Consider the following 25,959-nt stretch of genomic DNA (forward strand, 5'->3'; position numbering starts at 1 on the left):
GGCCCGCGCCGTGGAGACGGTGCGGACCCTCATTGGTTTAGACCTCTGTCGCCTTACTGTTGAGGCGCTGACGGCGGCTGCTGATGCCATCCGGCAGGAGGTACGGGACCCTGCAGGTCGGGCGGGACCGGCTGACCGGACTGACCCGGCTGACCGGGCTGTTGCAGCTGGGGCGGCGGCGGCCCGGCCGGGCTCGCCGCGGACTGGGACTGCGAGGGCGGCGACTGCTGCCAGCCGTTCTGCTGCACTCCGGGACCGGGCTGCGGGGGGTACGGCTGCGAGGGTTGCTGCCCGCCGTACGGCTGTTGCTGCTGCGGGTACGGCTGTTGCGGGGCGTACTGCTGCTGGCCGGGCATCGGCGGGGCGTACTGCGGCGGCGGGTTGGAGCCGCTCGACGTCCACAGTCCCTGCTGCTGCTGGGCGCGCGCGAAGTCCTCGGCGACCATCGCGGAGAGGTTGAAATACGCTTCGCGGGTCTTGGGGCGCATCATGTCGAGGTCGACCTCGGCACCGGCCGACAGATGCTCGTCGAAGGGAACGACGACCACGCCGCGGCAGCGCGTCTCGAAGTGCTGCACGATGTCATCGACCTTGATCATCTTGCCGGTCTCGCGGACACCGGAGATGACGGTGATGGAGCGCTGTACGAGCTCCGCGTACCCGTGCGCCGAGAGCCAGTCCAGCGTGGTGGACGCACTTGACGCACCGTCGACCGACGGCGTCGAGATGATGATCAGCTGATCGGCGAGGTCCAGCACTCCGCGCATCGCGCTGTAGAGCAGACCGGTGCCCGAGTCGGTGAGGATGATCGGGTACTGCTTGCCCAGCACGTCGATCGCGCGCCGGTAGTCCTCGTCGTTGAACGTCGTGGAGACCGCCGGGTCCACGTCGTTGGCGATGATCTCCAGACCGGAGGGCGCCTGCGAGGTGAAACGGCGGATGTCCATGTACGAGTTGAGGTACGGGATCGCCTGGACCAGGTCACGGATGGTGGCCCCGGTCTCCCGGCGCACCCGGCGGCCGAGCGTGCCCGCGTCCGGGTTGGCGTCGATGGCGAGGATCTTGTCCTGCCGCTCGGTGGCCAGGGTCGAGCCGAGGGCGGTGGTCGTCGTGGTCTTGCCGACGCCGCCCTTGAGGCTGATGACCGCGATCCGGTAGCAGGACAGCACGGGCGTACGGATCAGGTCGAGCTTGCGCTGCCGCTCGGCCTCCTCCTTCTTGCCGCCCAGCTTGAAGCGGGCCGCGCTGGACGGCGTACGGCTGCTCTTCGCCTTCTGCTTGCCCCGGACGAGCCGGTCGGAGGAGAGCTCCACGGCTGCCGTGTACCCGAGCGGGGCGCCGGGCACGGAGCGCTCGCGCTGGTCGTGGGTGACCGGGGTCGGCCAGGCGGCGCCGGTGCGCGGGTCGACGGGCTGTCCCTGCGGCTGCTGCTGGGGCGGCTGATGCTGCTGAGGTGGCTGGGGGTAGGGCTGCTGCTGCGCGGGCGGCTGCGGGGCGTACTGCGCGGGCAGGTTGGGCGTGCCGCCCTGGGCCGGTGGGAGCGGCTGGACCGGCGGGAGAGGCTGCTGGGGTGCCTGGGGGACCTGCGGCGGCAGGGGAACGCCTTGCTGCGCGGGCCACTGGGGTGCCTGCGGGGGCTGGGGTGCCTGAGGAGGCTGCGGGAACCCGTAACCGCCCTGCGCGGGAGTCGGCTGCGCGGGGGGCGCGGGCTGCTGCGGGAACCCGTAACCGCCCTGCGGCGGCTGAGGTGCATGCGGCGGCTGGGGCGCTCCGGCCTGCGGGAATCCGTAGCCGCCGGGCACCTGATCGGCCGGTGTCTGCGCGGGCCACTGCGGCGCCGGCTGGGGCGCGACGGGCTGCGGCGTGGCGGGCTGGAAGGCGGGCGGCAGCGGCGGCAGGGCGCTCTGAGGCGGCGCCGGGGTCCAGGGGGTCGGCACGGCGGACGCCGGGCCGTCCTGCGGTGCGCCGACGGGCGGTGCGTCCTGGGGCGCCGCATCCGGGATGCCGCCTGAGGGTGCGTCCGCGTTGGCCGGAGTCTCGGTGGGCGCCGGGGCATCGGCGCCGGAATCCGCGGAGGCGGCGCTGTCGGTCTCCTCGGCGGTCGCGTCCGCCGCCTGCGCTGCGCCGGAGGCCTCGCCCTCATCCGTACCGTCGGCACCGGCATCCGCACCGGCGCCCACGGAGGGCGTACCCGGACCCGGGCCGCCCCCGTCCGCGTTCCTCGACGCCTCCTCGCGCTCCGCGATCTCCCGCTTCAGCGCGGCCGGAGAGAACCGCATGGTCGCGCCGCTCTCGACATCACCGCCGCCGAACGGGTCCACCATTCCGTCAAAAGCCTCCGCGGGAGAAGGGCCGGCGTCACCCGCCGCGGCCTGAATCGGAGCCGGAGCCTCAGCCGGAGCGGGAATGGGAGCAGGCGCCTGGGCCGGGGCAGGCGCAGGAGCGGGCGGCGCCGGAGCCCAGTCGGGGTCGAATCCGCCCGCGGCCGGCGGCGCGGGCACGGACAGCGGGGCCCCATTGGGCGGCGGAGGCGGCGCGAGGTGCGTTCCGGCACCGCCCGACGAGTCCCCCGGCGCGTTCTGCGTGTACCAGGCGGGCGGGGTGTAGTCGATGGTGAACTCACCCGTCATCTCGGCGGGCTCCGCGTCGGACGACTCGTCGACGGGCTTGTTCCAGCCCCCGCGGATCTCGTCCCGATCGCCGTTCACTTTGCCTCCTGGTGTGGTCGAGCACCCTTGTGCCTTGGTGGGTGGGGGCGACCGTTTCCGTCTTCCTAACCGCCCGGCTCTCCCCCCGGGACACGCATCGCCTGCCCGCAGGTTCTTCTGCCGCGCCCGGACCCACCCTAATCGTCATGGGCCTCGCTCCGGCAGGCCGTACGGCACCGCAAGAGCTGTCCCGTACATCACGCACTGCCCCCAAGTGAACCGAGTGCGGCACAACATGGAGGGCGAAGCGGTCAAACTCGCACATCTGCGTGCGGAATGCCGAACGTTCCGTACGGGCCGCGAGGGAGCAGGCCTCCGTCAGTCCATCCGGCGCGCGCCGCCCAGCAGTCCGGTCTCGGCGTCCGTCGCCTGGGTCATGACGAACTGCCGGTCGCGCTCCGCGCACCAGAGGGTGACGCCGTCCGCCAGTGTGGACAGCGCCTGCGTCTCGGCGTCCGGAAGATGCAGCATGCGACCGATCTGTGCCGCTTCATCGGGAGACACCCGTTGGATGCCGACCAGGGAAGACTTCTCGATCAGCCTCGGCGCCACCGGACTCAGATACGGCAGCAGCGTCAGCACCGACTGCCACGGCCCGGACACCACCCGCCCGCGCGGTGGCCGCATGCCGCAGTCCCGCACCACGACCACCGGCGAACCCGCCGAGGGCCCCTGCGGCGGCACCCGCCCCACGTCGTGCAGCGTGATGCACGGCTGACCGCCGCCCGCCGCGTGCGCCAGCGCCGTCCATGTCTGGGCCCGCCCGGTCTCCACGACGATCCGCGCACCGGTCGCGGCCGCCCGCAGCGCGAGCACCTGCGCCGTCCACAGCCCGCCGATCAGCGTGATGTCGTACGGAGTCGGCCGGTTGATGCCGAGCACGGCGGCGCGGCCATGGGCGTCCACGCCGATGACCACCCCGTCGTCACCGACCGGCAGGGCCAGCGACGCCAACTGGTCGAACGGGACGGACTGGCGCTCGCGGCGCGGACCGACAAGACCGAAACCGAGCCGGGCACGAGCACGCGTGGGTACGGACATCAGCGGGTACCCCCGAGCGGAAGCGTGGCGAGCACACCGGGCAGCTGCTCGCGGTCGAGCCGTACCAGCGCGGTCTTTACCCCGCGGGCGGTGCGCTCCAACTCATGGCGGGCGCCCACCAGTTCCTCGTCGCTGCGCCCGGTGATCCGGATGTGTCCGGTGATCGAGACGCCCTGCCGCTCACCCTGCCCCAGCGTGAGGCTGAACGTCGTGGCGAGCGCCGGCATCGAGGTGAGCAGGGCGACGAGCTGAGGCATCGCCGCACCGCCGCCACCACCGCTGCCGCCGAACTGCGGCCAGCGCGCCACCCAGTAGGTCGTGTGCCACCGGTCGTCGCAGCGCCAGGTCCGCGAGGTCTCCTCGGTGCGGCGCACCGGCGTCCCGCTCCGGCCCGCCTGCGCCATGGCCGGGGCGCTGGCACAGACCGAGGTCGCGATCGCGGACGTCAGCTCCTGCTCGGTCAGCACCGTCGCGCGGAAACCCGCCCCGGTCAGCCTGCTGGACAACTGGTCGGCCGCGCGCACCACGCACTTCTGCGCGCCCGTGATGCCACCGCCGCGCGCCTGCACGGCCTCCGGGCAGAGCTCCGGGTCCAGCTTGAGCGCGATCCAGGTGATCCGGACGGCGGGCGAACCGGTCTGGGCCTGCAGCGGCGCGTAGTTGCGTGCGGCGACGGACTGCTGGGGCAGATGCGGGGCGGGTGCGGGCTGGGTGTGCTGCACGATCTGCGCCGACTCCAGCCGGATGCCGTCGACTTCGAGCACATCCCGTACGAGCGCCAGGGGCAGCGGCTGCGCGGACCGGTCCGGCCTGAGAGCCGAGGCGTCCGACTCCACCTGGAGGACGGCCGTGACGAACGTACCGTCACCGATCATTCCGACCGGCCGCCGGTCACGGTCGCTGAAGGAGTACGTGCGCAACGCCGGATCGCACTCGACGGCGGGCGCGATCCCCGGCTCGGTACCCGTGGGCAGCTCCAGCGAACCGGCCCTGCGCGAACGCGCCCGCAGCGAGAGGACGGTGCCCAGCCACTCCGGAAGCGAGCGGCGGTGCCTGCGCACGACGGCCAGCAGTACCAGCAGCGCCGCGACCACCACGGCCGGGACCAGCAGCAGGGGCTCGACCACCCACGCCGCGAGCAGCAGCGCGGCCGCGATCTCCAGCAGTACGAGTTGTTGCAATCGGAACGAACCCAGCTGTCCCGGGCGTCCGTTGAGCCGTGCCGGGGCCGGTCCGCCGGAGCCCCGCGAACGACCGCGGGAGGCCGGTGGGCCGGCAGCCGGGGGAGCCGTGGGGACAGTCGCGTTCCCGGCCGGACGTGTCCGTGTCGCGGAAGCCGTCATTCCGGCGTTCCCCCCGTTCGTCAGTCCCCAACTCCACCCGTATTCCGCCTGTCCCGCAGGGGGCTTCGGCGGCTGGATCACCCTACCCGCCCCCACACCGCCGACGGTCAGCAGGCATAGTAGGGGGCCGGTCCGGCACCGAGGTCCGGCATCGCGGGCCCGGCACGGGGCCGGTGATGCGACCGCCCCTGGTGCCGCGCGGGGAGACACGGGAGAAGAAGCGACTCATGGCATCACGGCGGGATGAGCTCAACGCATACACCTTTGCGAAGAAGCGCACGGTGGCGGCATTCCTCCAACCCTCGCCCACCGGCACCGAGGAGGGTGCCCCGCGACCGCTGCGGGCGGTCCTGCCGAGTGTGGTCGTCGGCGCGTTGATCCTCGCGGGCTTCGGCGCCTTCGGGATGTTCAAGCCCACCGTGCCCAAGGACTGGGACAGGCCCGGCACCAAGGTGATCGTCGGCAAGAAGTCCACCACCCGCTATGTCGTGCTCACCACCGGCAAGGGCAAGAAGACAAAGACCCTGCTGCACCCCGTGCTCAACCTCGCCTCGGCCCGGCTGCTCCTCAATCCGCAGAACTACGACGTCATCCAGGTCGCCGACGAGGTCCTGGACGCGGGCAGGCCCCCGCGCGGACCGATTCTCGGCATTCCGTACGCCCCCGACCGGCTGCCCGAGGCGAAGGATGCGGGGACGGCCAAGCGGTGGGCCGTCTGCGTACAGCCCGGCGGCAAGGGCAACACCGTGCAGAAGGCCGCCTTCGTCTTCGGTGAACGCGACAACAAGCTGACCGAGGGCAAGCACAGGCTCGGCGGCGCCCAGGTGCTCTACGTGCAGGGCCAGGACCGGGCCCGCTATCTCGTCGACGCGAACGGCACCAAGTACCGCATCGCCGAGACCACCACAGACAACGGCCATCTGACCAACGCCCTGGTCGGCAGCAGGCAGCCGCAGCCCGTCACCGACGACTGGCTGGCCACCCTGCGCGACGGCAGCCCGATCGTCTTCCCGCAGATCCCCGGCACCATCGGCGCACCGGCACATGTCCAGGGGCAGCTCTCCACCGAGGAGAACAAGGTCGGCATGGTCCTGCGGACCGAGACCGGCGAAGGCACGAGTTACTACGTGGTGCTCGACGGAAAGGTCCAGCCCGTCTCCGAGTTCACCGCCTGGCTGCTGATCAACTCCCCGCAGACAGCGAGCCTGAACCTGGACAGCGAGGCACGCGCCGTCGGCCTGCAGGACTTCGTACCCGACACGGCGGCCTTCGCGGGCCAGGCCGCGCACTGGCCGGCCCACAAGACCGGCCAGGTGAACTCCGTCGAGGGCGGCAGCGGCAGCCGCGACACCATCTGCAGCGTGCTGCGCAAGGTCGACGGTTCGGGCCGTCCGACCCTGAGCACCTGGGCGGGCACCGCGTACCCCGCCACGATCAGCGCCGGTGGCACCAGCACCTATGTGACCCCCGGCAGCGGCCTGCTCTACACCCAGGTCCGGGGCCGGCAGTCCAGCCCCGACGGATCGCTCTTCCTGGTGACCGACACCGGACTGCGGTACGCCGTCCAGGCGAACGGCGACAGCGACGCCCGGCGCTCCGACATCGGGGCCGGTGACGGGCAGCAGCAGTTGGACGGCCGCCCCGAGCCCAGCCAGGCGCAGAGCAGGCTCGGATACGAGAAGGTGACGCCGGCCCTCGTACCGATCGCCTGGTCGGAGTTCCTGTCCAAGGGCCCCCGGCTCGACACCAACAGCGCCCGCCAGCCCCAGGGTTCATGACGCCCCGGGGCGTCGCGGACGGAGCAGGGCACGGGGGAGGGGGAGAGGAACAGATGCTGTACCCAAAGACGGTTTTCGCGGCGAGCGCCGCCGTACTGACCGCGCTGACCGCGTTTGCGGGACCAGGAGCCGCGTACGCCGCAGAGGGCGTCCAGGGCCCCGGTGATGTGGGCATAGACGGCAGCGGCGAATGCACCTTTCCGATGAAGCAGCAGTACGAGGGCCGACCCTGGTCGCTGCAGCGGGTCCTGCTGGACGAGCTGTGGCAGGACACCAAGGGCAAGGGCGTACGCGTCGCGGTCATCGACACCGGCGTGGACGACGTCAACCCGCAGCTCAGGACGGCCGTCGACGCTTCGGCGGGCGCCGACTACCTCAAGGGCGGCAGGAGCGACGGCACGGTCGACGAGGTCGGCCACGGCACCAAGGTCGCCGGCATCATCGCCGCCCGCCCGCACAAGGGCACCGGATTCGTCGGACTGGCCCCCGAGGCCACGATCATCCCGATCCGCCAGAACGACGAGAAGAACAGCGGCAAGGACACCACGATGGCCACCGCGATCGACCACGCGATCGCCAAGGGCGCCGACGTCATCAACATCTCCCAGGACACGACGAAAGCCCTGACGGAGACCTCCGACCTGGGCAGGGCGGTGGCCAGGGCGCTCGCCAAGGACATCGTCGTGGTCGCCTCGGCGGGCAACGACGGCATGAACGGCAGGCTCAAGCGCACCTACCCCGCGGCCTTCGACGGCGTCCTCGCGGTCGCCTCCTCCGACCGCAACAACGAACGTGCCCCCTTCTCCCAGGCCGGTGATTTCGTCGGCGTCGCAGCACCGGGCGTCGACATCGTCTCCACCGTCCCGGGCTACGGCCAGTGCACCGACAACGGCACCAGCTTCTCCGCCCCGTACGTCGCCGGGGTCGCCGCCCTGATGCGCGCCAAGTACCCGAAGTGGACAGCGGCCCAGATCGTCGCTCGCATCGAGCAGACCGCCGAACGCTCCGTCACCGGCCATGACGACTTCGTCGGCTGGGGCGTCGTCGACCCGGTCCGCGCCCTGTCCGGCGACGACCTCCCGCAGGACGCCCCGCATCCCGACCCGGCACCCCCGAAGGCACCGGCCCCCGAGCCCGCACACCTCTCCCTGTCGGAGACTCCGCAGGAGCGCAGCGAGCGGTACGCCACCTACGCGCTCGCGGCGGCGGCGGTGCTGGTCGGTGTGATCGCCGGAACCGCGACGGTCGTCCGCGACGTGCGACGCCGGCGTGCCACGCGGTGACGCGGCCGCCGGGTGCGGCGGGCCCTCTCCGTGGCTGTCGCCCGCAGTTGGGGAGAGCCGCCGAAGTGGCTAGGGTGGTAACAGACTTCACGTGTGTGACGGGGGAACGAGAAGTGGACGAATCCGGTTTCGGAGCGCGGGAATGCCTACATCGCGCTTCCCGGTCCCGCAGTTGCCCCACTCCTTTGCCGGAGCACACGGGGGACAGGAAGAGGCCTGACCGCGCAGTGCGGACTGGCCCGGGAACTGAGAGATAGGACCTCCGGATGACCAATCCCGCAGGCGGTTTCGGACTTGCCGACGATCCGATCGTCCAGGCGAAGAACAAAATCATCGAGACGGCCGAAGCGGTGTCCCGTCAGTCCAGGGAACTGGCCGACATTCTCGCGACGGCCGGCGCCGGATGGACGGGCGTCGGTGCCTCGGGATTCACCTCGGCACAGGTCATGATCAACGAGGACCACGACGAGATCCGCCGGCTTCTCAACGTCCTGCTCAACGCGGTGGGCAGCACGAAGAATCTCAGCAACGCCAACGACGAGGAGGTCCGTGCGGCCTTCAACGCGGTCAAGGAGCAGGCGTCGTCCGCCAACACCTCAGGGCTGAACAACCTCTGAGCCACGCCGCACCACCCCTTCCGTACACGCTGAGCAGCCAGGAGAAGACACATGGGGCACGATCCGAACACCAAGGTCAGGTACGAGAGCGTCCAGGAGATGGCGAACCGCATCCGCAAGGTGTCGCAGAACATCGTCAACGACCTCACCGAGATGGACACCGCGCTCAAGGTCGTCACCGACACCTGGGACGGTGAGGCGCACGGGGAGTACGTGATCCTCCAGCGCAAGTACAAGCAGAAGGCGGACCACATGAAGAACCGCCTGGCAGAGGTCGCGAAGATCATCGAGTCCGGCAAGGACAGCTACCGCGCCACGGACCTCAAGGCCTCGCGCGCGTTCACCGAGGCGTACTGACCGCCGCACACGCGCCGAAGGAGGGGCAGGCTCCGACGAGCCCGCCCCTCCTTCCTTCTGCCGTACTTTCTGCCGCAACGACTACTTCAGGTCGAACTCGCCGTCCCGCGCACCCAGGACGAAGGCCCGCCACTCGGCCTCGGTGTACCGCAGCACCGTCTCCGGATCCAACGAGGACCGCATCGCCACCGCGCCACCCGGCAGATGCGCGATCTCCACGCGCTCCTCGGCCTCTTCGGTACCGGGCGCACTCAGCCACTCCACCCCCGAGATGTCGAGTGCGTACAGCTCGTCCTTCTCCGCCTGCGTGCCCATCGGGTGCCTTTCCTCTCGTGCGGCAAAACGTGTTCGTCGCCCGCGTGCAGACTATCCCTCGCCGCCGCGCCCCACAGTCCGTGCTGGACAGTCTGCGCACCACGGTGGTAGACGCCCGCGGCGTGCACCGGCACGCCGTCCGCTCAGCCCTGCTCCGGCAGCCGCCCGATCTGCACCAGAGGGTTCCCCCGGCGCCGCGAGGCGAAGTACCCGCGCCCCGGGGGCATGGCGTGCCCGCGCACCGAGCCGATCAGATCGCCCTCGGACGGGTCACCGGACAGCACCACGCCCTGGGCCCCCAGCTCCTTGATGCGCTGCATGAACGCCTCGTACATCGACCGCGAGGCCCCCGCGGAGTTGCGCGCGATGACGAAACGGACGCCGGTGTCCCGGGCGAACGGCAGGTACTCCGCCAGCGGGGCCAGCGGATTGCCCGCGTTCGTCGCCACCAGGTCGTAGTCGTCGACGATGATGAAGATCTGCGGACCGGTCCACCAACTGCGGTCGCGCAGCTGCTGCGGTGTGACGTCCGTCGGCGGCTGCCGACGCGCGAACACCCCCGCCAGCGCCTCCATGTGCATCTGCATCGAGCTCGCCATCGGCGCGTACTCCAGCAGATGGCTCTCCGGCAGCACGCCCAGCAGCCCCCGCCGGTAGTCGCCGACGACGAGCTTCGCCTCGTCGGGGGAGTAGCGCTCCGCGATCTGCTTCGCGATCAGACGCAGCAGGTTCGTCTTCCCCGCTTCGCTCTCGCCGAAGACCAGGAAGAAGGGATCGGTCTCGAAGTCGACGAACACCGGCTCCAGATCGCTCTCGTCGATGCCGATCGCGATGCCCCGCTGCGGAAACTCGAAGCCCTTCGGCAGATGATCGGCCGGCAGCTTGCGCGGCAGCAGCCGTACGGCAGGCGCCGCCGGACCCGCCCAGTTCGCCTTCACCGTCCCGACGAGCGCGGCCGTGCCCTCGGAGAGATCCGCGGCGCTGCTGGAGGAGTCGACACGCGGCAGCGCCCCCATGAAGTGCAGCTTCTGCGGCACCTGGCCCCGCCCCGGGACACCCGCGGGCACATTGGCCGCGACCTTGCGGTCGAACTCGGAGTCCATGACATCGCCGAGCCGCAGCTCCAGCCGGCCGAGGATCTGGTCCTTCAGCGCCGCCCGCACCTCCATGTAACGGGCGGCCGTGACGACGACGTGGATGCCGTAGCCGAGCCCGCGCGCGGCGATGTCGGTGACGACCTGCTCCAGCATCTCGTACTCGGACCGGAAGCCGCCCCAGCCGTCGACGACCAGGAACACATCGCCCCACGCCTCGCCGGGCAGTTCACCCAGTGCGCGCTTGCGCCGGTAGGTGGCGATGGAGTCGATGGAGTGGGCGCGGAAGAACTCCTCACGCCGGTTCAGTACGCCTGCGACCTCGGCGACCGTACGCCGCACCCGCTCGGGATCCAGCCGGGAGGCCATCCCGCCGACATGCGGCAGCTCAGCCAGCGAGTCCAGACCGCCACCACCGAAGTCCAGCCCGTAGAACTGCACTTCCTGCGGGGTGTGGGTGAGTGCGAACGAGGAGATGAGCGTCCGTACCAGCGTCGACTTGCCGGACTGCGGACCGCCGATGACCATCATGTGGCCCGCCGCACCCGAGAAGTCCCGGTACAGCACCTCGCGCCGCTGCTCGAAGGGCTTGTCGATCAGCCCGAGCGGCACCGTCAGGCCGCCCGGGCGGGTGTACTCCGTCGCCGTGAACCCGCGCTCGGCCGTCGGCGCGAGCCCCGGCAGCAACTGGTCCAGCGTCGGCGCCCGGTCCAGCGGCGGCAGCCACACCTGGTGGGCGGGCACCCCCTGCCCCTCCAGACGGCGCACGATCACATCGAGCACCGTGTCGGCGAGAGCGTCGTCCTCCGCGCTCCTGCGGGCCGCCACCAGATGCGTCGGATCGGGCGCCGCGTACACCACCGGCACCGGAAGCGCGCTGAACAGCGCGGGCCGCCGCTCGATCGGCAGCGCCCCCACCGACAGATCGGGACCACCCGTGCGGTACGTCCCCGACACATACGCCGCCTTGAACCGCGTCATCTCGTCCGTACCGAACTTCAGATACCCGGAACCGGGCACCGAAGGCAGGTGATACGCATCGGGCACACCCAGCGCCGTACGCGACTCGGCGGCCGAGAAGGTCCGCAGCCCGATCCGGTACGAGAGATACGTGTCGAGCCCGCGCAGCTTGCCCTCCTCCAGACGCTGGGAGGCGAGCAGCAGGTGCACACCCAGCGAACGCCCGATCCGGCCGATCTGGATGAACATGTCGATGAAGTCGGGCTTGGCGGTGAGGAGTTCGGAGAACTCGTCGATGACCAGGACGAGCGAGGCCAGCGGCTCCAACGCCGCACCCGCCGCCCGCGCCTTCTCGTAGTCGTGGATGTTTGCGTAGTTGCCGGCCGAGCGCAGCAGCTCCTGCCGCCGCTGCAGCTCACCGCGGATCGCGTCCCCCATGCGGTCGACCAGCGTCAGGTCGTCCGCGAGGTTGGTGATGACCGCCGCCACATGCGGCATGTGAGACATCCCGGCGAACGTCGCACCCCCCTTGAAGTCCGCGAGCACGAAGTTCAGCGTCTCCGAGGAATGCGTGACCGCGAGCCCCAGCACCAGCGTCCGCAGCAGCTCCGACTTGCCGGAACCCGTCGCACCGACACACAGCCCGTGCGGACCCATGCCGTCCTGCGCGGCCTCCTTCAGGTCCAGCATCACCGGCTGACCGTCCTCGCCGACCCCGATCGGCACCCGCAGCCGCTCGGAGACCGACCGCGGCCGCCAGGTCCGCGCCACATCGACCGAGTCCGCGTCGCCCAGATTCAGCAGATCCGTGAAGTCCAGGTTGGCCAGCAGCGGTTCGTCGTCGTCGCCCCCGCCCATCCTGAGCGGAGCCAGCTGACGGGCCAGCGCCTCGGCCGCGGGCAGCGACATCCCGTCCGGCACACCCTCGTACGCCAGCCCCGCACCCGACTCCAGCCGCAGCAGCCCCGGTCGCACCACCACAGACAGACCGCCGCGCGGCTCGTCCAGCTCGCCCGGCACCACCTCGACGATCGTCACGCCCTGCAGGCCCTCGGCCGCCGCGAACAACGAGTCCGGCGGCACCATCCCGCCGTCCAGCACCACCACGATGTGCGGCTGGTCCAGCAGCGGCTGCCCCTCCCGCCCGAACCGCGGCCGCCCCTCCAGGCGGCTCGCCAGCAACTGCTCCAGCTCGCCCAGGTCATCCCCGAACAGCCGCTTCGTACCGGCCCCGTCGACCTGCCCCGGCACCTGCAGATGCGGAAGCCACTTCGTCCACTCCCAGCGCGACACCGCACCCCGCGCCGCCACGACGGCGACCAGCAGATCCTCGGGGGAGTGCAGCGTCACCAACTGCGCGACCAGCGCCCGCGCCGCCGACTGCGCCGCCTCCGCCCGCCCGGAGACCGTCACGTGGTAGAACGCCCGCATCGACACGGCCATCGGCAACCCGTCCAACGACCCGTGCACGGCGAGGAACCGCTGCATCGCCCCCGCGCACATCGGCTCCAGCTCATCCACCGGCGCGGTCTCGGGCGCGACCAGCGGCGTGGCCAGCTGCTGCGCCCCCAGCCCGACCCGTACCTGCCCGAAGTCCTTGTCGCCGACGCGCCGTTCCCACACCCGGCTGCCCTCGGCGACCACCGACCACAACTGCTCGGGAGCGGGCTGCAGATAGAGCTGTACATCGCGCTGGGCGCGCGCCGTGCGGCGCACCGTACGCCGCGTCTGAGCCAGGTACTTGAGGTAGTCGCGCCGGACATCCGCCATTTGCCCCTGCGTACCGCGGCGGTGGCGCACCAGCTGGGCGACCACCATGCCGACGGTCGAGACCAGCATCAGAACACCCATGATCCGCATGAACGGAGGGGCCTGCGGTGAGAAGAAGAAGACCACCGACGAACCCATGCCGAGCACCGGCAGGATCTGCATCAGCATGCCCTCCTGCTGCCCGCGGGGCAGTTCGGGAGGGGCCTCCAACGTCAAGTCGTCCATGGGTACTTCCGGCGGCAGGGACCGCGGAGGTCGTTTCACGACGATCTGGCTCACCGAAACATCAATCCCTCGGTACGGACGGGCGGAAGACCGGCCGAACGTGCACCGAAGCCCCCGTGGCTGCCGCGGAGGGCCGGACATCCCTCCGCGCGACCGTGATCCTACTTGCAGATGACCTGTCCCCCTCCCGGTAGGGTGGCGCGCGCACCGTGCGCAACCGCGAATCAGGGGGACCAGACACGTGAGTTCGACTGCAGCGACGGGCTTCTGCCGCGTGACCGTCGTGGCGCCCGACAGCCGGATCGATGTGGCCCTGCCGGAGGACATCGCCGTCGCCGACGTCTACCCGGAGATCCTCCGCCTCACCGGCCAGACCCAGGCGGCCGGAACTCCCACCGGATACCACCTCGTTCGCCGCGACGGCACGGTCCTGGACGGAGCGCGTACCCTCGCCGCCCAGCAGGTCCTCGATGGCGAACTCCTCAGCCTGCGCCCCTTCGCCCAGTCGTTGCCGCCCGCCGTCTTCGACGACGTCTCGGACGCCGTCGCCTCGGCCGTCACCCGCGACCGCCATCTGTGGAGCGACGAACTGCTGCGCGGCGCGGGCCTGGCCGGCGGCGTACTGCTGCTCGTCCTGATGGGCTTCGTGCTGTGGTTCGCCGACCCCGTACGGCACGACATGCAAAGCCTGCCCGGCATCATCGCGGGCTCCGCCGGACTGCTGCTGACCGCGTACGCGGGGGTGCGTGCCCGGGTCTACGGGGACCGGGCCACCGCCGTCGCCCTCGGCCTCGGCGCGCTGCCCCTCGTACTCATCGCAGGCTCCGGCATCATCGGCCCGGACGCCGGCCAGGGCCCCGGCCGGCTGCAGTTCCTGCTCGGCTGCGTCGCCGTCCTGGTCGCCTCGGTCGCGCTGGTCGCCCTCACCCCGAGCGGGGACGCCCCCTTCGTCGCGGCGACCTTCCTCGCCACCGTCGGCACCCTGGCGACCTTCGTCGCGATCCTCACCGAGGCATCCGCCACCGAGACCGCCGCGGTCTGCGCCCCGGTCGCCCTCGGCCTCGTGGCCTTCCTGCCCGGCCTCTCCGCCCGCTTCGCCCGGCTGCCCATCGGCTACGCCTCGCCGCACACCACCCCCGGCGGCTACGACGACAGCTTCACCGACCCGAACGCGGAGCCCCACGCCCGGCCCGCCCCCGTCGACGCCGACCGCATCGCGGCCCAGGCCCGACGCGGCCACGAGATGCTGCTCGGCCTGGTCGGGGGATGCGCGGCGGTGGTCGTCGGCTGCGCGGCCGTCCTGGGCTTCTCGGACAACATCTGGGGCCAGCTCCTGGCACTGGCCGCCGGACTGGCGATGCTGCTGCGCGCCCGCCTCTTTCGCTACACCTCGCAGGTCGCCTGCGTACTGGTGGCGGGCATCGGTGCGATCGCCCTGCTGATCCTCGGCCTCTCCCTGAACCCACCGACCGATCTGCTGTTCGATCTGGTCCGGTACGGCGACCGCGGCTCCCTGGACATCCGTACGATCTGGCTCTCCGCGGCCGTCGCCGCCGGGGCCGCCCTGCTCACCGCGATCGGCCTGATCATCCCACGCAAGGGCCTCTCCCCGTTCTGGGGCCGCCTCCTCGACCTGACCGAGAGCGCCGTCCTCCTCTCCCTGGTCCCGCTCTGCCTGGCAGTACTGGACGTCTTCACAAGGGCCAGAGCCCTCACGAGCTGACAGGGCCCGGTCCGCCCGGGCGGACCGCCCCGCCCCCACACAGCCCGCCCCGCAGGGACTGGTACGCTGTGTGACGGCCGTTTGTGTACGCGCTCCCGGATCATCCTGGGAGCTGCGCTCATCGGACCTTCGCCCCCGAGTTACGGAAGACCCCCTGAGAACAAGACCAGGGGCACTCGTGGACGCATCGAACACCAAAGAGGAGTACCGCGTGTCGCTCGACGCCGCTACGAAGAAGCAGATCATGTCTGAGTTCGCCACCAAGGAGGGTGACACCGGTTCCCCCGAGGTTCAGGTCGCGATGCTCTCCCGTCGCATCTCGGACCTGACGGAGCACCTCAAGGTCCACAAGCACGACCACCACTCCCGTCGTGGTCTGCTGATCCTGGTCGGCCAGCGTCGCCGCCTGCTGCAGTACCTGGCCAAGAAGGACATCCAGCGCTTCCGCGCGCTGGTCGACCGCCTCGGCATCCGCCGCGGTGCGGCCGGCGGCGCCAAGTAATACGCCGTGAAGGGAGCGGTTCCCACGACTGAGGGAGCCGCTCCCTTTGTTGTACGTACGGTTGTGCGTACGTATGCATGTACGGGATGTGACGGGTCCGCCCGCACGACCGGAATGCCAAGCTGAGCCGAATCTCAGTAACCTGGTCGCAGAACGTCCCACAGACGAGCGAGAAGAAGACTCCCCGCCGCCGGTCCTCGGTAGTGGCCCCCGGACACAGCAACCCGGGTGCTTCGATCGAAGACCGGCCCGCCGATGGAGGGCTTCTCCGCAACCGCCTCCCGCCACACGGGCGTGGGGGCGAGAAGACGATATGTATCGGAGAAAACGCTAGTGGAGAACGAGACCCACTACGCCGAGGCCGTTATCGACAACGGAACCTTCGGCACCCGCACCATCCGCTTCGAGACGGGCCGCCTGGCCAAGCAGGCCGCCGGCTCCGCCGTCGCGTACCTGGACGACGACACCATGGTGCTGTCGGCCACCACGGCTTCCAAGAAGCCCAAGGACCAGCTCGACTTCTTCCCCCTCACGGTGGACGTCGAGGAGCGGCAGTACGCCGCAGGCAAGATCCCCGGCTCCTTCTTCCGTCGTGAGGGCCGGCCCTCCGAGGACGCGATCCTCACCTGCCGCCTGATCGACCGCCCGCTGCGCCCCTCCTTCAGGAAGGGCCTGCGCAACGAGATCCAGATCGTCGAGACGATCATGGCGCTCAACCCCGACCACCTGTACGACGTGGTCGCGATCAATGCCGCCTCCTGCTCCACGCAGCTGGCCGGCCTGCCCTTCTCCGGCCCGGTCGGCGGCACCCGTGTCGCCCTGATCAAGGGCCAGTGGGTCGCCTTCCCGACGCACACCGAGCTCGAGGACGCCGTCTTCGACATGGTCGTCGCCGGTCGCGTCCTGGAGGACGGCGACGTCGCGATCATGATGGTCGAGGCCGAGGCCACCGACAAGACCATCCAGCTCGTCAAGGACGGTGCCGAGGCCCCGACCGAAGAGGTCGTCGCCGCCGGTCTCGAAGCCGCGAAGCCCTTCATCAAGGCCCTCTGCAAGGCCCAGTCGGACCTCGCCGCCAAGGCCGCCAAGCCCACCGGCGAGTTCCCGGTCTTCCTGGACTACCAGGACGACGTCTTCGAGGCGCTCGCCGCCGCCGTGACGTCCGAGCTGGCCCAGGCGCTCACCATCGCCGGCAAGCAGGACCGCGAGGCCGAGCTGGACCGCGTCAAGGAGATCGCCGCCGAGAAGCTCCTCCCGGCCTTCGAGGGCCGCGAGAAGGAGATCTCCGCCGCGTACCGCGCGCTGACCAAGAAGCTGGTCCGCGAGCGCGTCATCAAGGACAAGGTCCGCATCGACGGCCGTGGCGTCACGGACATCCGTACGCTCGCCGCCGAGGTCGAGGCCATCCCGCGCGTGCACGGCTCGGCGCTGTTCGAGCGTGGCGAGACCCAGATCCTGGGCGTCACCACCCTCAACATGCTCCGTATGGAGCAGCAGCTGGACACCCTTTCTCCGGTGACCCGCAAGCGCTACATGCACAACTACAACTTCCCGCCGTACTCCGTCGGTGAGACCGGCCGCGTGGGCTCGCCCAAGCGCCGCGAGATCGGCCACGGAGCGCTCGCCGAGCGCGCCATCGTGCCGGTGCTGCCCTCGCGCGAGGAGTTCCCCTACGCGATCCGCCAGGTCTCCGAGGCGCTGGGCTCCAACGGCTCGACGTCCATGGGTTCGGTCTGCGCCTCCACCATGTCGCTGCTGAACGCCGGTGTGCCGCTCAAGGCCGCCGTCGCCGGTATCGCGATGGGCCTGATCTCCCAGGAGATCGACGGCAAGACCCACTACGTCGCCCTCACCGACATCCTCGGTGCGGAGGACGCCTTCGGTGACATGGACTTCAAGGTCGCCGGTACGAAGCAGTTCGTCACCGCTCTCCAGCTCGACACCAAGCTCGACGGCATCCCCGCCTCGGTCCTGGCCGCCGCGCTGAAGCAGGCCCGCGACGCCCGCCTCCACATCCTCGATGTGATGAACGAGGCCATCGACGTCCCGGACGAGATGTCCCCGAACGCCCCGCGGATCATCACCGTCAAGATCCCGGTGGACAAGATCGGTGAGGTCATCGGCCCCAAGGGCAAGATGATCAACCAGATCCAGGAGGACACCGGCGCCGACATCACGATCGAGGACGACGGCACCATCTACATCGGTGCCGCCGACGGACCGGCCGCCGAGGCCGCCCGCGCCACGATCAACTCGATCGCCAACCCGACCATGCCGGAGGTCGGCGAGCGCTACCTGGGTACGGTCGTCAAGACCACCACCTTCGGTGCGTTCGTGTCCCTCATGCCGGGCAAGGACGGCCTGCTGCACATCTCGCAGATCCGCAAGCTCGCCGGTGGCAAGCGCGTGGAGAACGTCGAGGACGTGCTGGGCGTCGGCGCCAAGGTCCAGGTCGAGATCGCCGAGATCGACTCCCGAGGCAAGCTCTCCCTGATCCCCGTGATCGAGGGCGAAGCCGAGTCCGACAGCGGCTCTGCCGCGGGCGAGAAGAAGGACGACGCCGCCAAGTGACGTCCCGTAGTTCCGTGACGACGGCCCGCGCCTCCTCGAAGGCGCGGGCCGTCGCCCGTACCCAAACGCTTCTCAAGGGCAGCAACGGCATCGGTACGGTCCGCCGCACCGTCCTCCCCGGCGGCCTCCGGGTCGTCACCGAGACGCTGCCCTCCGTCCGCTCCGCCACCTTCGGGATCTGGGCCAACGTCGGATCACGCGACGAGACCCCCGCCCTGAACGGCGCGACGCACTACCTCGAACACCTCCTCTTCAAGGGCACCGCCAAGCGCAGCGCCCTCGACATCTCCGCCGCCCTCGACGCGGTCGGCGGCGAGATGAACGCCTTCACGGCGAAGGAGTACACCTGCTACTACGCGCGGGTCCTCGACACCGACCTGCCGCTGGCCATCGACGTGGTCTGCGACATGCTGACCGGCTCGCTGATCACCGCCGAGGACGTCGACGCGGAGCGCGGCGTCATCCTCGAAGAGATCGCCATGACCGAGGACGACCCGGGCGACTGCGTGCACGACCTGTTCGCGCACACACTGCTCGGCGACACCCCCCTCGGCCGCCCGGTCCTCGGCACCGTCGACACCATCAACGCACTAGACCGCGGCCGGATCGCCCGCTTCTACAAGAAGCACTACGACCCCACGCACCTGGTCGTCGCCGCCGCGGGCAACATCGACCACGCCACGGTCGTACGCCAGGTCCGCAAGGCCTTCGAACGCGCGGGCGCCCTGTCGCACACCGACGCCGTCCCGGTCGCCCCGCGCGCCGGCTCCCGCACCCTGCGCACCGCGGGCCGTGTCGAGCTGCTGAACCGCAGGACCGAGCAGGCCCATGTCGTCCTCGGCATGCCCGGCCTGTCCCGCACCGACGACCGCCGCTGGGCGCTCGGCGTACTCAACACCGCCCTCGGCGGCGGCATGAGCTCACGCCTCTTCCAGGAGGTACGGGAGAAGCGCGGCCTCGCCTACAGCGTCTACTCGTACACCTCGGGCTTCGCGGACTGCGGACTCTTCGGCGTGTACGCGGGCTGCCGGCCCAGCCAGGTCCACGACGTCCTCAAGATCTGCCGGGACGAACTCGACCGGGTAGCGTCCGAAGGACTCAGCGACGAGGAGATCGGCCGCGCCATCGGACAGCTCTCCGGCTCCACGGTCCTCGGCCTGGAGGACACCGGCGCGCTGATGAACCGTATCGGCAAGAGCGAACTGTGCTGGGGCGACCAGATGTCGGTCGACGACATGCTGGCCCGGATAGGACAGGTCACCCCCGATGACGTGCGCGCGGTGGCGGGCGAGGTCCTCGGGCACCGCCCCTCGCTCTCCGTCATCGGCCCGCTCAAGGACAAGCAGGCCGACCGCCTCGACGAAGCGGTCGCCTAACCCCACCCGTAAGGAAGCAGAGCAATGAGCAAGCTGCGCGTGGCCGTTCTCGGTGCCAAGGGCCGTATCGGGGCCGAGGCGGTACGAGCCGTCGAGGCCGCCGCCGACATGGAGCTGGTGGCCGCCCTGGGCCGCGGCGACAAGCTGGAGACCCTCGCGGAATCCGGCGCCCAGGTCGTCGTCGAGCTCACCACCCCCGCATCGGTGATGGGCAACCTCGACTTCTGCATCCGGCACGGCATCCACGCCGTCGTCGGCACGACGGGCTGGTCCGACGAACGGCTCGCGCAGCTCAACACCTGGCTCTCCGGCTCCCCGGAGACCGGGGTGCTCATCGCACCTAACTTCTCCATCGGCGCCGTCCTCACGATGAAGTTCGCGGAGCAGGCCGCCCGCTACTTCGAGTCCGTCGAGGTCGTCGAACTGCACCACCCCAACAAGGTCGACGCCCCCTCGGGTACCGCCACCCGCACCGCCCAGCTGATCGCCGAGGCCCGCAGGAAGGCCGGCTGCGCCGCGCAGCCGGACGCCACCACCACGGCCCTGGACGGCGCCCGCGGCGCGGACGTGGACGGGGTCCCGGTGCACGCGATCCGGCTCCGTGGACTCCTCGCCCACCAGGAAGTGCTGCTCGGCGGCGAGGGCGAGACGCTCACCATCCGGCACGACTCCCTGCACCACAGCAGCTTCATGCCGGGCATCCTGCTCGGCGTACGCCGCGTGGTGACCACTCCCGGCCTCACGTTCGGCCTGGAACACTTCCTCGACCTGAACTGACTGAGCCCCGCCATGCGCGCAAAGATCACTTACTTCGTCACCGCTGCCGTCCTGGTCTTCTACTTCGTCCTGGCCGGCAGCCGCGGCGTCCTGCTCATCGAGCACGGAACACTGCTGACGGTCACCTTCGGGGTCGCGGTGCTGATCCTGCCCGTGATCGGTGTCTGGTTCCTCTGGAAGAACACCCAGTTCGTGGCCCGGGCCAATGCGCTGGCCGCGGAACTGGACGCGGAGGGCGGCCTGCCGGTCGACGAACTGGTCCGCACTCCGTCCGGCCGCATCGACCGCGTCTCGGCCGATGCCGTGTTCACACGCCGTCGCGAGGAGACCGAGGACACCCCGGACGACTGGCGCTGCTGGTTCCGCCTGGCCGTCGCCTACCAGGACGCCAGGGACACCCCCCGCGCCCGCAAGGCCATGCAACGAGCCATCGCCCTGCACACGAGGCCCGCCCCGAACCGGCCCGTCCAGCCGAAATCAAGCCCGTCCGGCGACTGAGTCAAGCCCGTCCGGCGATTGAGGACAGACCAGTCACCGGACGGCCCGGCAACCAACCCCTCACCCCCGCCGGTACTCATCCCCCCACGCCTCAACCGTGTCGGCCGCACGGTCGAACGCCTCTCCCCGCGCCAGGAAATCCGCGTTGCTGTCGGTGAGCAGGGGCTCCATCGCCTCGCCCCCCTGGCGTACGACGATCAGCGCCTGCCCCTGCACCGTGCGCGGAAACCCGAGCCACCTCACCGGCTGCTGCACCGTGCGGACCGCCGCGACCCGGTTCCACGGCACGGTCGTCGTCGAGAGGAAGCCCACCCGGCGCACGCCGTGCCGGCTCACCCACGCGCCGACCCGCAGCAGCCGCAGGGCACAGACGATGACCACGAGGGCGAGCGTCAGACATACGGTGGCCCCCGGCACGGCCCCGGCGAACACGATGATCATCCCGGCGATCAGGACGAACGACGCGAGCAGCAACAGGGAGGCCGCGGCGGCGACCCGCCAGGGCCCGGGGCGGTACGGACGCCGCCAGCTGTCGTGGTCGTCGAACGGCAGCGCTACATCCTCAGCGCTCGCGTCAAACGCGCGGTCGGCCGTCAGGAAGGGCAGGGGCACGACTGATCCTCACTCACAAGCACGCTCGATTGCTGTGCCCGGTGAGGCTACCGAGGAGGCCACCGACCCGACCACCCCAGGGGGCCTGTACGAGTCAGCGCCCGTGGGCGGCCTCGGTCTGCTGGGTGTGCGAAGGCCCCTGGGCGGGGCTCAGAGCGGGCAGGCCGAGGATCAGCGACCCGGCGAGCCCTGCGACGGCCGTCAGGCCCATGAGGGAGCGGCCGGCCAGCTGGGAGACGGTGGTGCGCTCCCGCGGAGGCGGGGTGACGTTACTGCGGAATCGGTCGGCCTCGGCCACGAACGAGAACGGGACGGATTCACGCCGGCGGAACATGAGGAAGCTCTCCTTGAACTCTGTTACGGATGCTGCTACTGGTTCAGACGTTCGGCGGAGCCGTTCGGTGCCCCGAATTGCCGAATTGGTGGCAGAAATCCCCGGACGACCCTTCCGGCCCTCGTTGTCAGTGGCGGCCCGTAGAGTGGGCGCCGCCCGAGCGACGCAATTGGAAGGACCCCGCCGGTGACCGAGACCCCCGAGCCCGCAAAGCCCAGCTTCCGCAGCGATGTCACCGTTGACCTGGTGAAACACGATGCCGGCGACTCCGACGTCCTGTTCGCGGCCCGTGTCTCCACGGCCGGTGAGCAGTCCCTGGAGGAGGTCACCAAGGACCCCGAGCGCTCCAAGGGGCTCATCAACTTCCTGATGCGCGACCGGCACGGCAGCCCGTTCGAGCACAACTCGATGACCTTCTTCATCAGCGCCCCGATCTTCGTGTTCCGCGAGTTCATGCGGCACCGCGTCGGCTGGTCGTACAACGAGGAATCGGGCCGCTACAGGGAGCTGGAGCCGGTCTTCTACGTTCCGGGGGAGTCCCGCAAGCTCGTCCAGCAGGGGCGCCCCGGCAAGTACGAATTCGTCGAGGGCACCCAGGCCCAGCGGGAGCTCACCGGCCGCGTCATGGAGGACACCTACCGCCAGGCGTACGAGGCGTACCAGGAGATGCTCGCCGCTGGAGTGGCCCGCGAGGTCGCCCGCGCGGTGCTCCCCGTCGGCCTCTTCTCCTCGATGTACGCCACGTGCAATGCCCGCTCGCTGATGCACTTCCTCGGCCTGCGCACCCAGCACGAGCTGGCGAAGGTTCCGTCCTTCCCGCAGCGGGAGATCGAAATGGTCGGCCAGCAGATGGAGGAGCACTGGGCCCGGCTCATGCCGCTCACCCATGCAGCCTTCAACAAGAACGGACGTGTAGCTCCGTAAGCGGTGTCCGTATTGCGGCGTTTCGTGAAGTTCATCTAGGCTGATCAAACGGACCCGGCACTGCTTGAACCCCCGAGCAGGCAGTGCCGGGCTCCTACTGTGTGTCCCCCCGAGGGGGCATTGGGCGCTGAGCAACGAGTAGCGTGTTACCCATGGCTCCGATCTCCACTCCGCAGACCCCCTTCGGGCGGGTCCTCACCGCTATGGTCACGCCCTTCACGGCGGACGGCGCACTCGACCTCGACGGCGCCCAGCGGCTCGCCGCCCATCTGGTGGACGCAGGCAATGACGGCCTGATCATCAACGGCACCACCGGCGAGTCCCCGACCACCAGCGACGTGGAGAAAGACCAGCTCGTAAGGGCCGTACTGGAAGCGGTGGGCGACAGGGCCCATGTCGTCGCAGGCATCGGCACCAATGACACCCGACACAGCGTCGAGCTCGCCCGCACGGCCGAACGCTCCGGCGCCCATGGCCTCCTCGCGGTGACGCCGTACTACAACAAGCCGCCGCAGGAAGGAATCTTCCGCCACTTCACGGCCATCGCCGACGCCACCGCCCTGCCGGTGATGCTGTACGACATTCCCGGCCGCAGCGGTGTGCCGATCGACACAGAGACGCTGGTACGGCTCGCCGAGCACCCGCGCATCGTCGCCAACAAGGACGCCAAGGGCGACCTCGGCCGCGCCGGCTGGGCCATCGCGCGGTCCGGCCTCGCCTGGTACTCCGGCGACGACATGCTGAACCTGCCGCTCCTGTCGGTGGGCGCCGTCGGATTCGTCTCCGTCGTCGGCCATGTCGTCACCCCCGACCTGCGTGCCCTCCTTGAGGCGTACCTCGGCGGCGACGTCCAGAAGGCCACCGAGATCCACCAGAAGCTCCTGCCGGTCTTCACCGGCATGTTCCGCACCCAGGGTGTGATCACCACCAAGGCCGCGCTGGCCCTCCAGGGCCTCCCCGCGGGCCCGCTCCGCCTCCCCCTGGTGGAACTCACCGCACAGGAAACGGCGCAGCTCAAGATCGATCTCGCCGCCGGCGGGGTAGAGCTGTAACCACAGACTTCACAACTGAATAAGCGAAGAACACTCGCAGAAGCGAAAACACAGACAACAGCAAGTGCACGAATGACACGCGCGCCACGTGCCCAAGCGGTACGTGGCGTGCGTGGTAAGGAGAGTCTTTTGAGTCATCCGCATCCCGAACTCGGTACCCCGCCGAAGCTCCCGAAGGGCGGCCTCCGTGTCACCCCGCTCGGCGGCCTCGGTGAAATCGGCCGCAACATGACGGTCTTCGAGTACGGCGGCCGCCTGCTCATCGTCGACTGCGGAGTTCTCTTCCCCGAGGAAGAGCAGCCCGGAATCGACCTGATCCTGCCGGACTTCACCACGATCCGGGACCGTCTCGACGACATCGAGGGCATCGTCCTCACGCACGGCCACGAGGACCACATCGGTGGTGTCCCGTATCTGCTGCGACTGAAGCCGGACATCCCCCTCATCGGCTCCAAGCTGACCCTCGCCCTCATCGAGGCGAAGCTCCAGGAGCACCGCATCCGTCCGTACACCCTCGAAGTCGCGGAGGGCCAGCGCGAGCGCATCGGCGTCTTCGACTGCGAGTTCATCGCGGTCAACCACTCCATCCCGGACGCTCTCGCGGTCGCCATCCGCACCCCCGCGGGCATGGCGGTGGCGACCGGCGACTTCAAGATGGACCAGCTTCCGCTGGACGGCCGGCTCACCGACCTGCACGCGTTCGCCCGGCTGAGCGAGGAAGGCATCGACCTTCTTCTCTCGGACTCGACCAACGCGGAGGTCCCCGGCTTCGTACCGCCCGAGCGGGACATCTCCAACGTCCTGCGCACGGTCTTCGCCAACGCCCAGAAGCGCATCATCGTGGCGAGCTTCGCCAGCCATGTGCACCGCATCCAGCAGATCCTCGACGCGGCACACGAGTACGGCCGCCGGGTCGCCTTCGTCGGCCGCTCGATGGTCCGCAACATGGGCATCGCCCGTGACCTCGGCTATCTGAAGGTCCCCGCGGGCCTGGTCGTCGACGTCAAGACCCTCGACGACCTGCCGGACGACGAGGTCGTGCTGGTCTGCACGGGATCCCAGGGCGAGCCGATGGCCGCACTGTCCCGCATGGCCAACCGCGACCACCAGATCCGCATCGTCCAGGGCGACACGGTGATCCTGGCGTCGTCCCTGATCCCGGGCAACGAGAACGCGGTCTACCGCGTGATCAACGGCCTGACCCGCTGGGGCGCCCACGTCGTCCACAAGGGCAACGCGAAGGTCCATGTCTCGGGCCACGCCTCGGCCGGCGAGCTGCTGTACTTCTACAACATCTGCAAGCCGAAGAACCTGATGCCGGTCCACGGCGAATGGCGCCACCTCCGGGCCAACGCCGAACTGGGCGCCCTCACCGGCGTACCCAAGGACCACATCGTCATCGCCGAGGACGGCGTCGTCGTCGACCTCGTCGACGGCAAGGCCAAGATCGTCGGCAAGGTCCAGGCGGGTTACGTATACGTCGACGGCCTCTCGGTCGGCGATGTCACCGAGACCTCCCTCAAGGACCGCCGCATCCTCGGCGACGAGGGCATCATCTCGGTCTTCATCGTTGTCGACAGCACGTCCGGCAAGATCACGGGTGGTCCCTACATCCAGGCCCGGGGCTCCGGCATCGACGACTCGGCGTTCAACGCCGTCGTGCCGAAGATCGAGGACGCCCTCAACAAGTCGGCCCAGGACGGCGTGATGGAGCCCCACCAGCTCCAGCAGCTCGTCCGCCGCTCGGTGGGCAAGTGGGTTTCCGACACCTACCGCCGGCGCCCGATGATCCTTCCCGTCGTCGTCGAGGTCTGACCCCGACAGGCGCGAACTCCGGAGCGGGGCCCCCGATTTGCATCGGGGCGCCCCGCTCCAGTACGTTTACGGCTCCGCCTGACAGGGAAGCACCGCGCACACTCGTGTGCCGTGGAGCTCCCGAGCGGGGCGGGAATTCCGACTCAGAACTTCTGATAAAGTCGGATCCGCCGAAAGGCAAAGGCCACTCCAACGGCCACCGGAATTCAAATTCGGACCGGAAACGGAACGAAAAGGTTCTGGTAAGGTTGGAACCGCCGGAAAGGGAAACGCGAAAGCGAAGA

Annotated in this window: 20 protein-coding genes; 13 read left to right on the forward strand and 7 right to left on the reverse strand. The window is 69.9% G+C overall.

Going from position 1 to position 25,959, the window contains the following annotated elements; all coding sequences use genetic code 11:
- Positions 1-53: 53 nt before the first annotated feature.
- The 3 genes from OG507_RS29625 to eccE all read right to left on the reverse strand — a co-directional run bounded on the left by OG507_RS29625 (position 54) and on the right by eccE (position 5,092).
- Positions 54-2,708 carry an SCO5717 family growth-regulating ATPase gene (locus OG507_RS29625; RefSeq protein WP_327370183.1) on the reverse strand — a complete coding sequence of 885 codons (2,655 nt, stop codon included), beginning with the start codon at positions 2,706-2,708 and terminating at the stop codon, positions 54-56.
- Between the two features lie 318 nt (positions 2,709-3,026).
- The gene (locus OG507_RS29630) at positions 3,027-3,749 is read right to left on the reverse strand and encodes a hypothetical protein (RefSeq protein WP_327370184.1); all 723 of its coding nucleotides are present in this window, start codon (positions 3,747-3,749) and stop codon (positions 3,027-3,029) included.
- On the reverse strand, positions 3,749-5,092 hold the full coding sequence (eccE, locus tag OG507_RS29635; RefSeq protein WP_327370185.1) for a type VII secretion protein EccE: 1,344 nt from the start codon (positions 5,090-5,092) through the stop codon (positions 3,749-3,751). Before eccE ends, OG507_RS29630 begins: the two co-directional genes overlap by 1 nt.
- A 227-nt stretch (positions 5,093-5,319) precedes the next feature.
- Here eccE and eccB point away from each other — a divergent pair, with 227 nt between their 5' ends.
- From eccB to OG507_RS29655, 4 genes are all read left to right on the forward strand, one after another.
- Entirely contained in the window at positions 5,320-6,870 is a 1,551-nt protein-coding gene (gene eccB / locus OG507_RS29640; RefSeq protein ID WP_327370186.1) for a type VII secretion protein EccB, read from the forward strand.
- A 53-nt stretch (positions 6,871-6,923) separates the two neighbouring features.
- Positions 6,924-8,153, forward strand: coding sequence for a type VII secretion-associated serine protease mycosin (mycP, locus tag OG507_RS29645; protein ID WP_327370187.1), 1,230 nt, complete (start codon positions 6,924-6,926; stop codon positions 8,151-8,153).
- A gap of 266 nt (positions 8,154-8,419) precedes the next feature.
- On the forward strand, positions 8,420-8,770 hold the full coding sequence (locus tag OG507_RS29650; RefSeq protein WP_327370188.1) for a hypothetical protein: 351 nt from the start codon (positions 8,420-8,422) through the stop codon (positions 8,768-8,770).
- A gap of 51 nt (positions 8,771-8,821) precedes the next feature.
- Entirely contained in the window at positions 8,822-9,127 is a 306-nt protein-coding gene (locus OG507_RS29655) for a WXG100 family type VII secretion target (RefSeq protein ID WP_327370189.1), read from the forward strand.
- 81 nt (positions 9,128-9,208) lie between these two features.
- On the opposite strand, the gene OG507_RS29660 is transcribed toward OG507_RS29655, so the two are convergent.
- Together OG507_RS29660 and eccCa are read right to left on the reverse strand one after the other, a co-directional pair.
- Positions 9,209-9,442: a DUF397 domain-containing protein gene (locus OG507_RS29660; RefSeq protein WP_093898771.1), complete on the reverse strand. Its 234-nt coding sequence runs from the start codon at positions 9,440-9,442 to the stop codon at positions 9,209-9,211.
- A 143-nt stretch (positions 9,443-9,585) separates the two neighbouring features.
- On the reverse strand, positions 9,586-13,545 hold the full coding sequence (eccCa, locus tag OG507_RS29665; protein ID WP_327370190.1) for a type VII secretion protein EccCa: 3,960 nt from the start codon (positions 13,543-13,545) through the stop codon (positions 9,586-9,588).
- A 187-nt stretch (positions 13,546-13,732) separates the two neighbouring features.
- Between eccCa and eccD the strand changes: the two genes are divergently transcribed.
- The 6 genes from eccD (at position 13,733) to OG507_RS29695 (ending at position 20,938) form a co-directional block, all read left to right on the forward strand.
- Positions 13,733-15,214: a type VII secretion integral membrane protein EccD gene (gene eccD, locus OG507_RS29670; RefSeq protein WP_327370191.1), complete on the forward strand. Its 1,482-nt coding sequence runs from the start codon at positions 13,733-13,735 to the stop codon at positions 15,212-15,214.
- Between the two features lie 211 nt (positions 15,215-15,425).
- Positions 15,426-15,716 (forward strand): 30S ribosomal protein S15, encoded by a 291-nt coding sequence (rpsO, locus tag OG507_RS29675; RefSeq protein ID WP_266980871.1) that lies wholly within the window; start codon positions 15,426-15,428, stop codon positions 15,714-15,716.
- A 333-nt stretch (positions 15,717-16,049) separates the two neighbouring features.
- Positions 16,050-18,287, forward strand: a complete 2,238-nt coding sequence (locus tag OG507_RS29680; protein WP_327370192.1) for a polyribonucleotide nucleotidyltransferase — start codon at positions 16,050-16,052, stop codon at positions 18,285-18,287.
- Complete coding sequence (locus tag OG507_RS29685; protein ID WP_327370193.1) at positions 18,284-19,663, forward strand: M16 family metallopeptidase; 1,380 nt, start codon at positions 18,284-18,286, stop codon at positions 19,661-19,663. Before OG507_RS29680 ends, OG507_RS29685 begins: the two co-directional genes overlap by 4 nt.
- Before the next feature lie 24 nt (positions 19,664-19,687).
- Complete coding sequence (gene dapB, locus OG507_RS29690; RefSeq protein ID WP_327370194.1) at positions 19,688-20,440, forward strand: 4-hydroxy-tetrahydrodipicolinate reductase; 753 nt, start codon at positions 19,688-19,690, stop codon at positions 20,438-20,440.
- Positions 20,441-20,452: 12 nt separating this feature from the next.
- Entirely contained in the window at positions 20,453-20,938 is a 486-nt protein-coding gene (locus OG507_RS29695) for a tetratricopeptide repeat protein (protein ID WP_327370195.1), read from the forward strand.
- 60 nt (positions 20,939-20,998) lie between these two features.
- On the opposite strand, the gene OG507_RS29700 is transcribed toward OG507_RS29695, so the two are convergent.
- Together OG507_RS29700 and OG507_RS29705 are read right to left on the reverse strand one after the other, a co-directional pair.
- Complete coding sequence (locus OG507_RS29700; protein WP_327370196.1) at positions 20,999-21,550, reverse strand: hypothetical protein; 552 nt, start codon at positions 21,548-21,550, stop codon at positions 20,999-21,001.
- A gap of 94 nt (positions 21,551-21,644) precedes the next feature.
- A complete protein-coding gene (locus tag OG507_RS29705; RefSeq protein ID WP_327370197.1) occupies positions 21,645-21,884 on the reverse strand; it encodes a hypothetical protein in 240 nt (79 codons plus the stop codon).
- 186 nt (positions 21,885-22,070) lie between these two features.
- Between OG507_RS29705 and thyX the strand changes: the two genes are divergently transcribed.
- From thyX to OG507_RS29720, 3 genes are all read left to right on the forward strand, one after another.
- Positions 22,071-22,808, forward strand: coding sequence for an FAD-dependent thymidylate synthase (gene thyX, locus OG507_RS29710; protein WP_327370198.1), 738 nt, complete (start codon positions 22,071-22,073; stop codon positions 22,806-22,808).
- A 152-nt stretch (positions 22,809-22,960) separates the two neighbouring features.
- Positions 22,961-23,860 (forward strand): 4-hydroxy-tetrahydrodipicolinate synthase, encoded by a 900-nt coding sequence (gene dapA / locus OG507_RS29715; protein WP_327370199.1) that lies wholly within the window; start codon positions 22,961-22,963, stop codon positions 23,858-23,860.
- Positions 23,861-23,989: 129 nt separating this feature from the next.
- Positions 23,990-25,675 (forward strand): ribonuclease J, encoded by a 1,686-nt coding sequence (locus OG507_RS29720; protein WP_327370200.1) that lies wholly within the window; start codon positions 23,990-23,992, stop codon positions 25,673-25,675.
- Positions 25,676-25,959 lie beyond the last annotated feature (284 nt).

The organism is Streptomyces sp. NBC_01217, from assembly GCF_035994185.1.
Lineage (GTDB): Bacteria > Actinomycetota > Actinomycetes > Streptomycetales > Streptomycetaceae > Streptomyces.

What these genes read in the sequence shown, in the direction of transcription:
- OG507_RS29630 (WP_327370184.1), bottom strand. Translation starts at nt 3,749, where the DNA reads ATGTCCGTACCCACGCGTGCTCGTGCCCGGCTCGGTTTCGGTCTTGTC.
- eccE (WP_327370185.1), bottom strand. Translation starts at nt 5,092, where the DNA reads ATGACGGCTTCCGCGACACGGACACGTCCGGCCGGGAACGCGACTGTC.
- eccB (WP_327370186.1), top strand. Translation starts at nt 5,320, where the DNA reads ATGGCATCACGGCGGGATGAGCTCAACGCATACACCTTTGCGAAGAAG.
- mycP (WP_327370187.1), top strand. Translation starts at nt 6,924, where the DNA reads ATGCTGTACCCAAAGACGGTTTTCGCGGCGAGCGCCGCCGTACTGACC.
- OG507_RS29650 (WP_327370188.1), top strand. Translation starts at nt 8,420, where the DNA reads ATGACCAATCCCGCAGGCGGTTTCGGACTTGCCGACGATCCGATCGTC.
- OG507_RS29655 (WP_327370189.1), top strand. Translation starts at nt 8,822, where the DNA reads ATGGGGCACGATCCGAACACCAAGGTCAGGTACGAGAGCGTCCAGGAG.
- OG507_RS29660 (WP_093898771.1), bottom strand. Translation starts at nt 9,442, where the DNA reads ATGGGCACGCAGGCGGAGAAGGACGAGCTGTACGCACTCGACATCTCG.
- dapB (WP_327370194.1), top strand. Translation starts at nt 19,688, where the DNA reads ATGAGCAAGCTGCGCGTGGCCGTTCTCGGTGCCAAGGGCCGTATCGGG.
- OG507_RS29695 (WP_327370195.1), top strand. Translation starts at nt 20,453, where the DNA reads ATGCGCGCAAAGATCACTTACTTCGTCACCGCTGCCGTCCTGGTCTTC.
- OG507_RS29705 (WP_327370197.1), bottom strand. Translation starts at nt 21,884, where the DNA reads ATGTTCCGCCGGCGTGAATCCGTCCCGTTCTCGTTCGTGGCCGAGGCC.
- dapA (WP_327370199.1), top strand. Translation starts at nt 22,961, where the DNA reads ATGGCTCCGATCTCCACTCCGCAGACCCCCTTCGGGCGGGTCCTCACC.